13 protein-coding genes and 1 tRNA gene are annotated in these 13,566 nt (G+C 63.8%); 7 read left to right on the forward strand and 7 right to left on the reverse strand.

Annotated features, from left to right (window positions below; genetic code table 11):
* Window positions 1–66 precede the first annotated feature (66 nt).
* The 4 genes from HJA_RS10690 to HJA_RS10710 all read right to left on the reverse strand — a co-directional run bounded on the left by HJA_RS10690 (window position 67) and on the right by HJA_RS10710 (window position 5,071).
* Window positions 67–1,221, reverse strand: a complete 1,155-nt coding sequence (locus tag HJA_RS10690; RefSeq protein WP_035582002.1) for a YcjF family protein — start codon at window positions 1,219–1,221, stop codon at window positions 67–69.
* Window positions 1,222–1,367: 146 nt separating this feature from the next.
* Window positions 1,368–1,802, reverse strand: coding sequence for a hypothetical protein (locus HJA_RS18635; RefSeq protein WP_035582005.1), 435 nt, complete (start codon window positions 1,800–1,802; stop codon window positions 1,368–1,370).
* An 890-nt stretch (window positions 1,803–2,692) separates the two neighbouring features.
* Window positions 2,693–4,501, reverse strand: a complete 1,809-nt coding sequence (argS, locus tag HJA_RS10705) for an arginine--tRNA ligase (RefSeq protein ID WP_035582009.1) — start codon at window positions 4,499–4,501, stop codon at window positions 2,693–2,695.
* 3 nt (window positions 4,502–4,504) lie between these two features.
* Window positions 4,505–5,071, reverse strand: a complete 567-nt coding sequence (locus tag HJA_RS10710; protein WP_035582011.1) for a hypothetical protein — start codon at window positions 5,069–5,071, stop codon at window positions 4,505–4,507.
* Window positions 5,072–5,232: 161 nt separating this feature from the next.
* On the opposite strand from HJA_RS10710, the gene ispH reads away from it, so the two are divergent.
* The gene (gene ispH, locus HJA_RS10715; RefSeq protein WP_035582013.1) at window positions 5,233–6,180 is read left to right on the forward strand and encodes a 4-hydroxy-3-methylbut-2-enyl diphosphate reductase; all 948 of its coding nucleotides are present in this window, start codon (window positions 5,233–5,235) and stop codon (window positions 6,178–6,180) included.
* A gap of 7 nt (window positions 6,181–6,187) precedes the next feature.
* Here ispH and HJA_RS10720 read toward each other — a convergent pair whose 3' ends face one another.
* The gene (locus HJA_RS10720; RefSeq protein ID WP_035582015.1) at window positions 6,188–6,826 is read right to left on the reverse strand and encodes a ribbon-helix-helix domain-containing protein; all 639 of its coding nucleotides are present in this window, start codon (window positions 6,824–6,826) and stop codon (window positions 6,188–6,190) included.
* Between the two features lie 259 nt (window positions 6,827–7,085).
* On the opposite strand from HJA_RS10720, the gene HJA_RS10725 reads away from it, so the two are divergent.
* Window positions 7,086–8,201 (forward strand): ferritin-like domain-containing protein, encoded by a 1,116-nt coding sequence (locus tag HJA_RS10725; protein ID WP_035582017.1) that lies wholly within the window; start codon window positions 7,086–7,088, stop codon window positions 8,199–8,201.
* Window positions 8,202–8,257: 56 nt separating this feature from the next.
* Here HJA_RS10725 and HJA_RS10730 read toward each other — a convergent pair whose 3' ends face one another.
* A complete protein-coding gene (locus tag HJA_RS10730) occupies window positions 8,258–8,929 on the reverse strand; it encodes a cytochrome b/b6 domain-containing protein (protein ID WP_035582019.1) in 672 nt (223 codons plus the stop codon).
* Window positions 8,930–8,935: 6 nt separating this feature from the next.
* Window positions 8,936–9,463 (reverse strand): c-type cytochrome, encoded by a 528-nt coding sequence (locus HJA_RS10735; RefSeq protein WP_051597585.1) that lies wholly within the window; start codon window positions 9,461–9,463, stop codon window positions 8,936–8,938.
* Between the two features lie 175 nt (window positions 9,464–9,638).
* Between HJA_RS10735 and trhO the strand changes: the two genes are divergently transcribed.
* The 5 genes from trhO (at window position 9,639) to HJA_RS10760 (ending at window position 13,554) form a co-directional block, all read left to right on the forward strand.
* Window positions 9,639–10,667 (forward strand): oxygen-dependent tRNA uridine(34) hydroxylase TrhO, encoded by a 1,029-nt coding sequence (gene trhO, locus HJA_RS10740; RefSeq protein WP_081814668.1) that lies wholly within the window; start codon window positions 9,639–9,641, stop codon window positions 10,665–10,667.
* Window positions 10,660–11,061, forward strand: a complete 402-nt coding sequence (locus HJA_RS10745) for a GFA family protein (RefSeq protein ID WP_035582021.1) — start codon at window positions 10,660–10,662, stop codon at window positions 11,059–11,061. Before trhO ends, HJA_RS10745 begins: the two co-directional genes overlap by 8 nt.
* On the forward strand, window positions 11,061–11,735 hold the full coding sequence (locus tag HJA_RS10750; RefSeq protein WP_035582023.1) for a glutathione S-transferase: 675 nt from the start codon (window positions 11,061–11,063) through the stop codon (window positions 11,733–11,735). Before HJA_RS10745 ends, HJA_RS10750 begins: the two co-directional genes overlap by 1 nt.
* 68 nt (window positions 11,736–11,803) lie before the next feature.
* A tRNA-Pro gene (locus tag HJA_RS10755) sits at window positions 11,804–11,880 on the forward strand.
* 291 nt (window positions 11,881–12,171) lie between these two features.
* Entirely contained in the window at window positions 12,172–13,554 is a 1,383-nt protein-coding gene (locus HJA_RS10760) for an MATE family efflux transporter (protein ID WP_035582026.1), read from the forward strand.
* Window positions 13,555–13,566 lie beyond the last annotated feature (12 nt).

Genomic DNA, 13,566 nt, shown 5'->3' on the forward strand with positions numbered 1-13,566 from the left:
GCCTTCCGATGTTTGCACAAGGCTTGGCCGGAAAGCAATCGAGCCGCCTTCCGACCAGCCCTCCCGTCAGCTCCCCGGCCCCGAGCCCGCGGGCTTGTTGCCGCCAAACCAGCTCTGTACCAGGCCCCAGGCACTGCGCGATCCGGCGAGCGCCTTCTCGGTCGCCCGGGTGGCCGTGGAGGTGAGCCCGCCGACGCCTTTCAGCAAATCGCCGATGACCGAGCCCGATTCTTCCTTCACATCCTTCAGCGCTTCAGCCGAGATCGATTTCGCCTGTCCCGACGACCAGCCCTTGAAGCTGCGGCAGCGGCGCTTGGCGAGATAGCCGAGCTTCAGCGTCATCATCGCGTTCACCCCGCCATCCATGACCGGCCCGGCGACCAGGCCGCCCATCCGGCCCAGCAGGCTGCCGATGACATCGCCGGTGAGATCCGTCACATCTTCCAGCGCGCGGGCGACGACCACGATGGCCGCCACATCGCGCAGGATGCGCAGACTGCCCCACAGGTGGGGCCGGCCAAAATAGGTCCGCGCCACCTTGGCCACGAGATTCGCGTTGCGCCACAGCACGATGAAGGCATCCACCGTACCGTTCATGGAAACGGCCGTCGCGATTCCGACCCCCACGGCTTCGGCATGGATCAGCTGGTCCACCTTCTTGTCGAGCGGCTTGAGGACCGCCTCGATATGGTCCCGCTCGAAATGTTCCAGATCGGCGGAGATCATCAGCGCTTCTTCCGGCCCGGCCCGGCGGGCCCGTTCCAGCAGGGCCTGCCCGCGCAGGATGCTTTCCTCCAGTTCGCCGCGTTCCTCTTTCACCAGCGGATTTTCGGACAGCATCAACAGGTATTTCAGGTCATAGCGCAGACGCGCCGCAAGTGCTTTCGGGGACGGCGCTTTTGGGTCGATCGGGATGGAGGGCGGTTTCGCCGCCACCGGCATGGAGAGGAAGCCCATGATCGGCCGGCCCACCAGCACGACCAGCATCAGCGCCAGAACCACGATATAGGCATAGCCCAGCACCGGGTGGACATCGTCGAACAGGCGGTAAAACAGGAAGCCCTGCCCGATCACAACCATGAAGGCGATCACCAGGAAGGCCGTCGCCGACCATTTGAGGAATTTCCAGCCCTGCGCCCATTGGGAGGCCAGCTCCCATTCCGTGCCATCCTTTGCGGGCTGGTCCGGGCCCGGTATCGCCTTGGCCTTCTTCCTGGCCATGTCGCGTATCCTCCCTGTTTTGAGCTGAACTCACTCCATAGGTGGGATAGCCGCGCGGCTGAGGCAACACCCTGCGTCCGGACAAGCACGTGCGACGCCCGTTAAGGCGCTTGGTGTGGGTTTGGTTTTTGAGGTCAGGTTTGGCGTCAGGTTTCCGGCAGGGGCAGGTTTAAGCCCCTTCTCCCTGGGGAGAAGGGGTTGGGGATGAGGGGGTAAGCCATATCCGCGCGTGCGGCACTTGCGGAAACGCCTTTGCCCCTCACCCCAACCCCTCTCCCGAGGGAGAGGGGCTGCAAGTGGAGATAGGCGGGTGCTGCCGCGCGCCCATCACAAGCGGCGGCGATGCGGTCATTGAAATGTTCCGAAGGGGCCAGCCACTCGCGGGTTTTCTTCTGAGAGGGCATCCAGTCGATACTGACCAGGTAGACGCGCAGGTTTGGCGTCACACCCCAGTGATACTTCACGCCCCGGCCATAGGCGGCCCTTATCTGCGCGCGCAGCATCAGTACCTGGACCCAGATGATGGGCCAGAGAAAAGCAAGCTGCGGAGGGAAGTGTGAGGGTGGATGAAAGAGTGACATGGGCCGGACTATACGTCAGCTCACGGAGGTGTCGGATAAATTTGTTTGGGCGGCAATTGTTGCGGCAGGTTCAGTGCGGCTAGCTGGTGGATAAGCCCACTCCTTGCGTCATCCCCGACCGCGCAGCGGTCTGGGGATCCATCTCTGAACGCTCCCTCGGGAACGCCATGTCATGACGCGCATGCCGGTGCGTTCAGAGATGGGCGCCCAGATGGCCGTTAGCCATCGGGCGTGACGCGTGCGGGGGAATGTCGAAGCGTGACTGCCACAGGATTACATCCGTCTACGCCATGACCATACATGACTAACCATGACCATACCGGACTATAAGTGACTATACCGGACCTGCCCGGATCACCTCTCGCCCACGCAAGTGTGAGCCCTAAGTGATTTTCCCGGATTGAAGGCGCATGCCAGATCGGGAGGCGACTTCCGGAGCCTTCCCATGACCCGCCTGCGCGCCCCTGCCCGTCATGCCTGCTGGACCACCGCGTTCCTTGCCGGCGGCCCATGGCTGTGGCTGGGCAGTTTCCTCATGGAGCGCCAGCCGCATCAGAGTTTCGGCTTCGTGCTGGAGCGCGCCAAGCTGCATGCCAATCTCTGGCTGCTGGCCGGCGGCGTGATCTGGTATGCGGCCTGGTCTTTCGGAACGCTGCTGCTACCCCGGCATGCGGCCGCGCACCGCCACCGCCTCCACAGAGGCGTGGATGCGGCCATCGTGCTGCTGATCCCTGCCATTGCCGTGCTCTGCTGGATTTGCGGCGATCCGGACCCGAGAAATTTCCGGCGCATGATGCCATCTGACGCGGTGTTCCTGCCCGCGCTGATGCTGGCGGCGCTGCAGGCGCTCACCCTGGTTCAGGTCTGCTGTCTGGAGCGCCTGCCGGCTGCTACATCCGCTCGGGCACGCGAATGCCCAGAAGGTCCAGCCCGGTTTCCAGCTGCTTCAACACGGCCGAGGCGAGGCCAAGGCGGCTCGCACGGGTGGCTTCGTCGCCCTCCGCCGCAATCGGCAGGGCCGCATAGAAGCTGCTGAAGGCCTGCGCGAGATTGTAGAGATGTTCGCACAGGACGTGCGGCATCCGCTTCTCGCGCGCCTGCAGGCAGGCAAAGGCGAAATTGTCTAGCTGCAGAACGAGCGCCCGTTCGGCGTCATGGCCAATGACGATGCCGCCCGGCTTGTTGCCCTCTTCGGTGGCGCGGCGCAGCAGCGATTTCACGCGCACGGCAGCATACAGAAGATACGGACCCGTCTTGCCTTCGAAGCTCGTGAACTTGTCGAGATCGAAGACATAGTTCGTGGTCCGCGTATTCATCAGGTCCGAGAAACGCAGCGCGGCGAGCGCGACATTCGCAGCCACCTCATGGCGTTCTTCGGCCCCCATGTCTTCCGGCAGCTTGCCGGCCTCGGCGATCTTTTTCTGTGCTTCCTCGAACGCCATCTGGTTCAGGTCTGCAAGGCGCAGGACGCCGCCTTCGCGGGTCTTGAAGGGTTTGCCGTCCGGGCCATTGACCGTGCCGAAGCCGATATGTTCGAGGCGGCCTTCGTCAATCAGGCCGACCATTTCGGCGGCGCGGAACACTTGCTGGAAGTGCAGCGCCTGGCGTTGGTCCACCACGTAGAGCATGCGCTGGGGCACCGGCTCCAGATGTTCCATCCGGTCAAGGATCGTGGCAAGGTCGGTCGTGTGATAGCCGGTGCCGCCGCGGCTGTTGATCAGCATGATCGGCGGCATCGGATTTTTCAGCGTCGTCTTGCCGTTCTTCTCGACCGGGACATTCTCGCCCTCGCGGGCAATATCCACGATCCACGCACCATCATCCTCGCGGGCCAGACCGGCGCTCTTGAAGCGCTCGACCAGCTCCGGGATCAGATCATCCACGTCGCTTTCGCCCTTCCAGAGGTCGAAATGGACGTTCAGGAATTCATAGTCGACCTTCAGCGCGGCGACCGACACGTCGATGAAATGCTTCAGCAGCGCGCGATAGCCGGGACGGCCGGCCTGCAATTCGGCAACGGCCTTCTGGCTGCGCTCCAGCCGGGCCGGGTCTTCCTTCGCTTTCGCGCTGGCAGCCGGATACATGCGGGCGAGATCGTCGATCGTGACCGGCGGTTCTTCCGGATACGGACCGGTGAAGTCTGCGTCGAAATAGATGAGGCCCGGCTGTTCGTCCTGCAGCTCGGTGACGAGGTGGCCCATCTGCAGGCCCCAGTCGCCGAGATGGACGTCGCCCGTCACCTCGTCGCCGAGGAAGGTGAGCAGGCGGCGCAGCGTGTCGCCGATCACGGCGGAGCGGAGGTGGCCGACATGCATCGGCTTGGCAACGTTCGGACCGCCAAAGTCGATGACGGTGACCTGCGGGTCCGGCGCGCCTTCGGCGCCTGCCATCTTCTCTTCGCGCACAGCCTCTGCCCGCGCGGCGAGCGCGGCGTCGGAGACGCGGATATTGATGAAGCCCGGCCCGGCAACTTCCGCCGACAGGACCATCTCATGGTCTCTCAGCGCCGCAGCGACCTCTGTGGCCACGTCGCGCGGGATCTTTCCGGCCTGCTTGGCCGCGCCCATCGCGCCATTGCACTGGAAGTCAGCCAGTTCCGGCTTGTCGGAGCGGCGCACATCGCCCCACCGCGCCTCAAGGCCCATGGCCTCAAAGGCGGCGCTGGCGGCCGCCGACAGGTCTTTCGTCAGGCTGGCCATGGCTTACGATCCGGCATCCATGCGGAAGCGCTTGCCCGCGCGGTTGAATTCAAGCTCCTGCTCGCTGAGGTCAAACCCGACGAGGATCTCGAAATTGGTCCCGGCGATGGTCTCGTCGGCGCGCGGGATGGTGATGCGGTCAATCGTCTGCGTCGCGCCGTCCAGCGGGGAATTGCCATCGAACTGGGCGGTGACGGTGTAGAATTCCTTGGCCAGCACCTTGCCATTGCGGCGCGTGACGGCGACCCAGTAGCCGAAATCATGCGTGTTCGCATCCGCCAGCGGGCCCTTGCCGAAGGCAAAATCGATCTCCAGCTCGGCGGTCAGCGGATTGTCCCCAGTATAGCGGCAGAAGCTGCGCACATCGGTGATCTCGCCGGTGTAGCGGATGTCGCTGTAAAGCTCGTCCGATCCGTCGCGGAACTCGACGATCCGCGCCGCATCATAGACCGATCCGACCGGCGGGCAGGCACCGGCATTCTGGCGGGTGTTGAGCGACTCGGCCAGGTCCTTGGTGCTGGAGCATCCGGCCACCAGTGCCAGGGCGAGGATCGGTAGGATAATGCGCATGCGTTTCGCTGTCCTTCTTGGCCAGAATCTGTTGGCGTGTCTCTTGGCTGGGCGGCCTGGGACCCCATCTGAACTTGCCCGGCCTGTGTTAAAGGGCTACGGCCCCCCGTGCAACGCCGCTAAGGCAGACAGGTCGGCATGGCAACCGGAGACGAGATGAAATGACGGAAAGGCGCCCCCTCACCATCCGCCTCGCAGCCCCCCGGGGCTTCTGCGCGGGCGTCGACCGGGCCATCCAGATCGTTGAAGAAGCGCTGAAAAAATGGGGCGCGCCGGTCTATGTGCGCCACGAGATCGTCCACAATGCGCATGTCGTCTCCCGGCTGGAGAAGATGGGCGCCATTTTCGTGGAGGAACTCGACGAATGCCCGGAGGACCGTCCGGTCGTCTTCTCCGCTCATGGCGTGCCGAAATCGGTGCCGGCCGAGGCGGAGTCGCGCAAGATGATCTATGTCGACGCGACCTGCCCGCTGGTCTCCAAGGTACATGTCGAGGCCGAACGCCACGACCGCGAAGGCCGTGAGATCGTGCTGATCGGCCATGCCGGGCATCCGGAAGTCATCGGCACGATGGGCCAGCTGCCGCCGGGCCGCATCCATCTGATCGAGACGGTGGAGGATGCCGAAGTCTTCCAGCCGAAAGACCCGGCCAATCTCGCCTTCGTCACCCAGACGACCCTCAGCGTGGACGACACCGCCGACATCGTGGCGACGCTGCAAAAGCGGTTCCCGGGCATCTCGACGCCCCACAAGGAAGACATCTGCTACGCCACCACCAACCGCCAGGAAGCGGTGAAAGTGATCGGCCAGGGCACCGGCCTCGTCCTCGTCATCGGGGCGGAGACCAGTTCCAATTCCAAACGCCTGGTCGAAGTGGCCCTGCGCGCCGGGGCCGCCCGCGCCGAACTGGTTGCCAGTGCCGAAGACATCGACTGGGACTGGTTCGACGGCGTCACCATTCTGGGCCTGACCGCCGGAGCGAGCGCGCCGGAAGACCTGGTACAGGGCGTCATCGCCGCCTGCCGGTCCCGGTTCGACGTGACCGTGCAGAATATCGAAACCGCCCGCGAGACCGTCACCTTCAAACTGCCGCGCGTGCTGACAGCGTAAGCGCGCCTCAGCTGTCCCCGACTTTCAGCGCGATCTCGTAGGATTCCGCATCGTCGCCGACATGGATCCGGGCCTCTTTTCCGGATTCGGCCGTCAGAACCGGATGCGCGATCAGGTCATCGCCCTCAAGACCGCGATAGATCGATACGTCGATCAGGAGACGGTCGCCTTCATCCGGGGTAACGGTCAGCTCGATCCGGTAACCTGGCACATCCGATTCCGGCGTCGCGGTGACAAAGGTTCCGGGCACACCCGGCTCGACCGCCATCGTGGAATTGAATCTGTGCTGCTCCTTGTAGGCGTCACCTGTGCGCTGGAAATCGCCCTGCAGTTCGACTTTCACAGGGTCTGCGACGGCCGTGGGCAGGACGAGGACGCCGAGGCCAAGCGAGGCGGCCAGTGCGGCTGCCAGTTTGCGGGGATGTGTTGCCACGGGTTTGAGGATCATTGCGGTTCGTTCCCGAATTGAGGGTTGCTGTTCCGCCTGCAGGACACCCTTCAGATGATCGGCCAGCAAATCGCGCACGATTGTGCTGATTGTCCGGCCTTGCCGCCGCGCGAGAGACTGCAGGGCGCTCTTCTCCTCATGAGACAGGCGCACCTCGATTTTCTCGCTTTTCTTCGGCTGACGAGGACGGCCCGTCATCTGGTGGCTCTCCTTTGCAGGCGGTTCGCTGGTGGCACGAACCGGGCGAATCTTACCACGCAGGCCTTGTCTGACAGCAGGAAAATCTTGTCATGACAGCATTTCCGCAAGCCTGGCGGCCGGCTTTCCGAAATTTAACCCAAAAAAAGATGACGCCTACGTCATTTTCCGTATTTCGCCTCTGTTTCCGAGGACTTAGCCTCTCTCCAATCCGGCCAGTCCGCCCGTTCATGGCCGGCGATAAACTGGGAGAAATGCCATGAAAGTCCAACTCGTCTCCGGCCCGCCCACCGATGTCCGCACCTTCGAGGACCCCGGCGAACTGGCCGACAAACTGACGCCGGAAGACGTCGAAATCATCCGCGAAATCTTCAACACGCCGCTGACCGGTTCCTATAACTGGGACTATGAAAGCGCGAACGCGAAGATCCGCCGCCTCTATGAACTCGGCAAGCGGTTCAACTGGAACGCCGAACTCGATGTCGACTGGGATGTGTACTTCGACAAGAGCGAAGGCCCCTCGCAGGCCGGTCTCAACCCGTTGCACGACCACCCCGTCTATCTCGCCATGAGCGACGAGGAGAAAAACGAATATGCCTGGCGGTCGCAGGCGCAGGTGCTCTCGCAGTTCCTGCACGGCGAACAGGGCGCCATGATGGTCGCCTCTCAGCTCGTCTCCTGCGCGCCGACCTATGATGCGAAACTCTACGCCTCCTCGCAGACCTTCGATGAGGCCCGCCATGTGGAAGTGTTCAACAAATACCTGCGCACGCGCTGCGGGGTCGAATACCCGATCAATCCGAGCCTCAAGCTTCTGCTGGACAAGATCCTGACCGATCCGCGCTGGGACCTGAAATTCATCGGCATGCAGGTGCTGGTCGAAGGACTGGCGCTGGCCGCGTTCCAGACCATGGCGCAAACCACGCGCGATCCGCTGCTGCGCCAGATCGTGACGCTGGTGATGCGTGACGAGGGCCGGCACGTCGCCTTCGGCGTCAACTATCTGGAGGACTGGATCAAGTCGCTGCCGGAAGAGGAAATCGAGGAACGCGCCCAGTTCGCCTATGAAGCCTGCGCCATCATGCGCGAACGGCTGTTCTCCACCGTGGTGGAGGAAGAGTTCGGCTTCGACCGCGAGGAAGCCCGCCGCGCCGCCATCGACTCGGCGGGTGGTCAGGCCTTCCGCAACTTCCTCTTTGAGCGGATGATCCCGAACCTGAAACGGGTCGGCCTGCTGACAGAAAAAGTGAAACCGAAATTCGAGGCGCTCGGCGTGTTGCAGTATGAGAATGCTGCAACCGATGCAGAGATCGACTGGGCGGCGCTGGAGCGTCCGCTGGAAACCGGCCGGATCGAACCCATCGCTGCCGAGTAGGATGGGGTTGCCTCGAAAGGCCGGGGGCGCGGGATGCCGCGTCCCCGGTTTTCCATTCAGCCTGCGTTCGAAATGCCCCACATGGCAGCGAGCGCCACGGCCACCGCAATGGCGAGGCGCAGCCAGGAAAGCTTTGCGTCGCTTAAGGGTACATCGCCAAAGTCTTCACTGGCCCGGCGGCCGGTGACCATCGGGCGGACGAGATTGTCCTTGAAGAAGATCAGGTACACCGCCACGGCCGCGACATGCAGGCCGATCAGGGCAACCAGGATGTTGAAGCTGACCTCATGGATCTCCGCCGCCTGACGCCCGGCCTCAAACGAGACAAGCGTCGACAGCGGGCCGGATTCCAGCCCGTCCACATCCACCGCGAACAGGCCCGTCCCCAGCTGCACGCAGAGCGCCGCCAGCATGGCGATCACGCTGAGCGTGCCGATGGGATTGTGCCCGAAGCTCGGCTTGTGGACACCATGCTTCAGGCTTTTCAGGTAACCCAGCATGGCCCCCGGCCCGAGCTGCCAGCTGGTGAAGCGGGCGGTGCGCGGGCCAAGCAGCCCCCAGGCCAGCCGGAACGTCACCAGGCCGACCAGGATCATCCCCATCCGCCGGTGCCAGTCCATCATGTGGTTTTCCGCGGACCACCACATGGCGACGACCAGCAACACGGTGGACCAGTGGAACAGGCGCAGCGCCCCGTCCCAGACGAGGATACGGTTACCCTTTGCCATCGCGGATCAGTCGTCTGCGCGGAATTTTTCGTGGCAGGATTTGCAGGTGCCGCCGGTTGTGGCGAACGCCGGGGCAATCACAGCCAGGTCACCGGTCTCAGCAGCTGTAGCCAGAGCGCCTGCCGCCATCTGGAAGTCAGACAGCTTCTCGGTGAAGAGGTCCGGCTCTTCCCAGATCGCCGGCAGGGCATCGGTCTTCACGCCGGAATCCGGCCCGGTGCCGGCCGGGAACCAGTCGGCCATGCCTTCGGACTCCACCGGCACGCTGGCCGCCGCAGCCTGGATGGCTGCCATATCCGGCTCACTTGCTTTCAGCTGGTCGCTGATCGTCTTGAAGGCCTTGCCCAGTTTCTTCAGCTGGCCCTGGCGCAGTTCGATCTGCTCTTTCGGGGTCATGCCATTGTCCAGCACGACTTCCTCAGCCGCAGGAGCAACCTCTGATTCAGGGGCGCTCGAGTCGCTGCCGCCGCACGCGGCCAGCAGGGACACACCGGCAATCGCGGCGAGGGCAAAAGTGGTTTGACGAATCTTCATGCAAGTCTCCATGGGCTTTACCATGGGGACGGTAAGCGAAGCCCCCGGCAGGTGCAATCGAAACCGGGGCGGCATGCGGCAAAGCGAACCGCCTGACCATAAAGGGCGCATGGCCCGATTTGCCGCGTGCAGCGGAATGTTCAAATCCGCTGCGCAATCTGGCATAAGCGCCGCCATGACCACACGCATCGCCGCCTTCTACCTGTTCTTCCCGTTCCCGGCCTTCGAGGCCTCACGTGAGCCGCTGCGCGCCACGCTGGAGGCTGCCGGTGTCAAAGGCACTGTGCTGCTGGCCGCCGAGGGCGTGAACGGCACCATCGCCGCCAGCCCCGAGGGCATCGACACGGCGCTCGCCGCCCTGCGGGCCCTGCCGGGGGCCGAGGCGCTGGAGGCCAAATTCTCCGAAGCGGACGAGAACCCGTTCCTGCGCCTGAAAGTGCGCCTGAAGCAGGAGATCGTCACAATGGGCGTGCCGGGCACCGACCCGAATTCGCTGGTCGGCACCTATGTCACGCCGGAAGAGTGGAACGCGCTGATCAGCGACCCCGACACGGTGCTGATCGATACGCGCAACGACTATGAATACGCCATCGGCACGTTCGAAGGCGCCATCGACCCGGAAACCAAAACCTTCCGTGAATTCCCGGAATGGTTCCGCGCCTTCCGCGAGAAACTGGAAGCCGAAGGCCGCAAGCCGAAGATCGCCATGTTCTGCACCGGCGGCATCCGCTGCGAGAAGGCGACGAGCTTCGTGAAGGCCGAAGGCATCGAGGATGTGTTCCACCTGAAAGGCGGCATCCTGAAATATCTGGAAGACGTGCCGGAAGAACAAAGCCTGTGGCGCGGCGAATGTTTCGTGTTCGATGAGCGCGTCTCGGTGAAGCATGACCTGACCCCAGGCGACTATGACATGTGTCACGCCTGCAAGCGGCCGATCACCGAGGACGACAAGATGGGCAACGCCTATGTGCCCGGCGTCTCCTGCCCGCACTGTATCGATGAGATGACGCCGGATCAGAAGCGCCGCTTCGCCGAGCGCCAGAAGCAGATCAACCTCGCCCGAAAGCGCGGCGAAGCGCATATGGGCCCCGACGCAGCTGCCGTCGCTGCCCGCCGCCGCGAAGAGGCGCTGGAAGCGAAGGCAAGAGAAGGCCAGGAAGCAACAGAGGCCGCCAAGGAAGACGCAGGCACCGAAGATGCTTGAAGGCAGCTGCCTCTGCGGCGCGGTGCGCTACGAAGTCACCGCCGACCCCGGCCCGATCGTTCATTGCCATTGCCACACCTGCCGCAAGGCACACGGGACGGCGTTTTCCTCCGTTATGCCGGTGGCACGCGAAGCCTTCCGCTGGACCGCCGGCGAAGAGGCGCTGAACCGGTTTGAATCGAGCGAAGGCAAGTTCCGGAACTTCTGCAGCAAATGCGGCTCTCACATCATGGCAGAGCGGGTGAGCCAGCCGGTCGTGCTGTTGCGGCTCGGCTGTCTCGACACTGAGATCGAAGGCAATCCGCTGGGCCATATCTGGCGGTCTGACTGCGCCAGCTGGTACGACCCGAAAGACACGCTTCCGGAATATCCGGAAGGCTTTCCCGCGAAGTGATGCCGGACGCCGCACCCCCGATCCTCTACACGTTCCGCCGCTGTCCCTATGCCATGCGCGCGCGGCTGGCCCTCTCTGCCGCGCAGCTGGACATTCGCGTGCGGGAAGTGGTGCTGCGCGACAAGCCGGCGGCGATGCTGGAGGCGAGCCCCAAGGGCACGGTACCCGTTCTGGTGCTGGAAAGCGGCGAGGTGATCGACGAGAGCCTCGACGTAATGCGCTGGGCGCTGGCGGAGAATGATCCCGAAGGCTGGCTGGAAGCGGATGCGGCGGAGACAGACGCCCTCATCGCGCAGAATGACGGGCCGTTCAAACGCGCGCTCGACCGCTACAAATACCCGAACCGGTATGAGGATGAGAGCGCCGATCCGGTGGCCAATCGCGAGGCGGGGCTCGCCATCCTGGAAGGCCTGTCAGAGCGGATCGCGGCCCATGGCGGGCAGCTCTTCGGCCCTGCACCCACGCTGGCCGACATGGCGATCTTCCCCTTCGTGCGCCAGTTCGCCCACACCGACATGGACTGGTGGGAGGCGGCCGCGCCCGGCCCGGTGAAAACCTGGCTCGCCGGACACAAGGAAAGCGCCCGCTTCCGCGCTATCATGAAGAAATATCCCCAATGGGCGCCTGGCGAGGCCGAACCCGCCTTACCTCTTTCCGGGCCTGTTGCCGGATAAGCTGCACCCGCCCGCTTTTGCCCCCTTGCAAAATCCGCCGCGGGGCGTAAACAGCCCGTTCTTCGGCACGGAGTGTAGCTCAGCCTGGTAGAGCACTGTCTTCGGGAGGCAGGGGCCGGAGGTTCGAATCCTCTCACTCCGACCATTTCTTTCCAGTCCGGCTTCGCCGGACTTTTTGATCCGGTGGATCAAAAAGAGGAAAGAAATGCGCGCCGCGCGAGCAAGCGCCCTGCCGCACGACATTATCCCCCCAATTGACAACCCGCCCCAACCCGGCCTATTGCCCCGCGCAAGGGTTCTGAGCCCCTGCCGCCTGCAGACGTCCCGTCACGGTGAAGCTCTTTCAAGACATCTCTTCCCTCACCCTCGATGCATTTCGACGGTGGGTAATGCAGGCCCCCATCCCAGTCGGAATGCCTCTTTTGAGGAGTGTGTGATGTCTTTGCGACCATCGCCCGACAATCAATTCCTGACACGGCCGCCCGGCCAGGTGTTCGCCGCCAACGCCCTGCCCATGATGCTGATCATGCTGATGAACGGGCTGCTGAACATTATCGACGCGGCCTTTCTGGGCCACTTCGTGGGCACCGGCGCGATGACGGCCATCGGCCTTGTCTTTCCTGCCATCATGGTACTGATCGCCTTGTCCACGCTGGTCAGCGGCGGCATGTCCAGCCTTCTGGCCCGCCAGCTCGGCGCGGGCGATAAAGACGGTGCAGGCGCCACGCTGGCCAGTGCGCACGGCCTCGCCCTCGCCATTGCAACGGTGGTGATGATCGCCTTCCTGTGCGGGGGACGGGCGGTTGCGAACCAGCTTTCCGCGTCTGACCCGGCCATTGCCGACATGGCCTTCACTTATATGGCGATCACCGTGCTGGCCCTACCGGTCCAGTTTGCCCTTGGTCTGCATGCGGACACATGGCGGAACGAAGGCCGGGCCGGGCTGATCGCGCTGCTGTCCGTTGGCGTGACGCTGGCGAACATCCTGCTCAACTTCGTCCTGATCGGCGGAATGGGGCTGGGTGTGGCCGGATCTGCCTGGGGCACGGCAATGGCACAGGTATTCGGCCTCGGCCTGCTCATGTGGCTGCGTTGCCGCGGACAGGGCATCGTGCCGCTACAGGCCCTGCGCCGGCATCGATGGACCGGAAGCTGGGCCCGTCTGGCCGGACTTGGCGCGCCGCTCAGCCTCAGCTTCATCGGCATGGCGCTTGTTTCGTCCTGTGTGATCGTGTCCCTGCGCCTGACCGCCGGGACAGACTATGCTGACACGATTGCCGCCTATGGCATCGTCACCCGTGTGCTGGGTTTTGCCTTCCTTCCGAGCATGGCATTCGCCCTGGCCCTGCAGAGCATCGCCGGGAACAATTGGGGCGCCGGCCTGCAGAACCGTGCACGGAGCGTTCTGCGGATCGCCCTTCTGACGACCTTGGCCTACAGCCTGTGCATGGAAGTCATCTTCCTGACCGGCGGCGCGGCCATCGGGGCGGCCTTTATCGGCGATCCGCGCGTGATAGCAGAGGTTGCCGGAATCCTGCGCCTGATGGGCCTGCTCTACCTGTTCACAGGCCCTGTGCTGTCGCTGGCGCTTTACTTCCAGGCCATCGGCCAGCCGCAAAAGGCCGGGCTGTTGACCCTGTCGAAATCCTTCATTCTGTTGCCCGCGCTGATCGCAGCGCTGGCGGCCACTAAGGGCGCGCAGGCGATCTGGTTTGCCTTCCCGATATCGGACGGTCTGGCGCTGGCTCTGGCAATTGCACTGGCCGTCCCGGTGTTGAAGAGTGCGCCGGAGCGGGCACCGCTCACCCCGGCACAATAAAAAAAGCGGGCC

It is taken from the genome of Hyphomonas jannaschiana VP2 (assembly GCF_000685215.1).
Taxonomy (GTDB): domain Bacteria; phylum Pseudomonadota; class Alphaproteobacteria; order Caulobacterales; family Hyphomonadaceae; genus Hyphomonas; species Hyphomonas jannaschiana.